Annotated in this window: 1 protein-coding gene and 1 pseudogene; both read left to right on the forward strand. The window is 69.4% G+C overall.

Annotated features, from left to right (window positions below; genetic code table 11):
• Window positions 1-1,654, forward strand: a 1,654-nt coding sequence (locus tag ACZ5CR_RS44010; RefSeq protein ID WP_468868948.1) for a discoidin domain-containing protein, incomplete at its 5' end; no start/stop codon positions are given.
• Between the two features lie 106 nt (window positions 1,655-1,760).
• Window positions 1,761-2,013, forward strand: a pseudogene (locus ACZ5CR_RS44015) (DUF1996 domain-containing protein); the annotation flags it as partial.

The raw sequence follows: 2,013 nt of genomic DNA on the forward strand, positions 1-2,013 counted from the left end.
GTCGACCCGCTGGTCCAGCCAGTTCGCCGACGACGCGTGGATACGCGTCGACCTCGGCGCCACCCTGCGCGTCGATCGCGTCGTACTGGACTGGGAAGCCGCCTACGGCAAGAAATACGTCCTGGAGGTGTCGAAGAACGGCACCGACTGGACCCCCTTTTACACCGAGACAGACGGCACGGGGGGCTCCGCCACCGCCCACACGTACCCCCAGGAAGTGACGGGCCGCTACGTCAGGATGCGCGGCGTCGAACGCGCCACGCCCTTCGGCTACTCGCTGCACGCCTTCAAGGTCTACGGCGGCGAGCCCGCCCCGGCATCGACGGCCCGCTCGAACCTCGCCCTGAACCACCCCGCCTACTCCAACCGCTACCAGCACGCGGGCAATTCACCGTCCTTCGTGACCGACGGCGGATGGCCCGCCGACCTCAAGGCCGATCAGACCCGCTGGTCGAGCGACTGGAACGCCAACCGCTGGGTCTCGGTCGACCTGGGCGCGCGCTCCACCATCGACACCGTGGACCTGTACTGGGAGGCGGCCTACGCGGTCGACTACGAACTCCAGGTCTCCGACGACAACCAGACCTGGCGCACGGTGCACCAGCCCTCCGCCGCGGAGGTCGCCGCGCGCCGGGCGGACGTCAAGTCGCCCGCCGAGGCGGTGGGCCGGCACGACAGCGTGAAGCTCTCGCAGCCCGCGACCGGCCGCTATGTACGGATGCTCGGCGAGGAACGCCGGTCCTTCTACAACCCGGCTCCGGCCACCGCCCAATTCGGCTACTCCCTCTACGAGTTCCAGGTGTGGGGCACGGGCGGCAACGCGTCCGCCGCGTATCCGGCGCTGCCGGGGGACCAGTCGGGGACGTACAGGACGACGTTCTTCGACGACTTCACCGGCGCGAGCCTGGACCGCTCCAAGTGGCGCGTCGTCAGGACCGGTCAGGAGATGGGGTCGGTCAACGGCGAGTCGCAGGCGTACGTCGACTCGACCGACAACATCCGTACGGAGAACGGCAGTCTGGCCCTGGAGGCCGACTACTGCGACAACTGCACCACCGCGGGCGGCGGCACCTATGACTTCACCTCGGGCCGCATCGACACCAACACCAAGTTCGACTTCACGTACGGCAAGGTCAGCGCCCGCATGAAGCTGCCGGTCGGCGACGGGTTCTGGCCCGCCTTCTGGATGCTGGGCAGCGACGTGGACGACCCGAACGTCTCGTGGCCCGCCTCCGGCGAGACCGACATCATGGAGAACGTCGGCTACGCGGACTGGACGAGCTCCGCCCTGCACGGCCCCGGTTACTCGGCGGACGGCAACATCGGCGCCCGCCAGACCTATCCGAACGGCGGCACCGCCGACCAGTGGCACACGTACGCGGTGGAGTGGACACCGACGGCCATGCGCTTCTACGTCGACGACCGCCTCGTCCAGGAGACGACGCGCAACAAGCTGGAGTCCACCCGCGGCGAGTGGGTCTTCGACCACGACCAGTACGTCATCCTCAACCTCGCCCTGGGCGGCGCCTACCCGGCCGGCTGGAACAAGGTCACCCAGCCGTACTGGGGCCTGCCGCAGTCCAGCGTCGACAAGATCGCCGCGGGCGGGGTCAAGGCGGAGATCGACTGGGTGCGGGTGGAACAGAAGGGCTGACGCCCCGTAGATGACACCCCGTAGATGACACCCCGTAGGTGACACCCCCGTAGGTGACACCCGCTCCCGACTTCACCTTCCGCGCACCGAACCGATCGGAGACCTCATGACCAATCACCCCGCTCCCCCGAAGCCGGAACCACCCCGCGGCCATCGCCGTCACCGACTGCCCCTGCCCATCGCCCTGTTGGCCCTGGTCCTGCCGCTGCTGGGCGTCACGCTCCCCGACAGTGGCGCGCAGGCGGCGACCGCCCCGAAGGCGGACGCCGTGCGCGTGGCCGAGTTCCTGGCCGAGTGTCCCGCCAGCCACCGCGCCCCGGACGACCCGATCATCTTCCCCGGACTGCCCGGCGCCTCCC

The organism is Streptomyces sp. NPDC031274 (assembly GCF_055570235.1).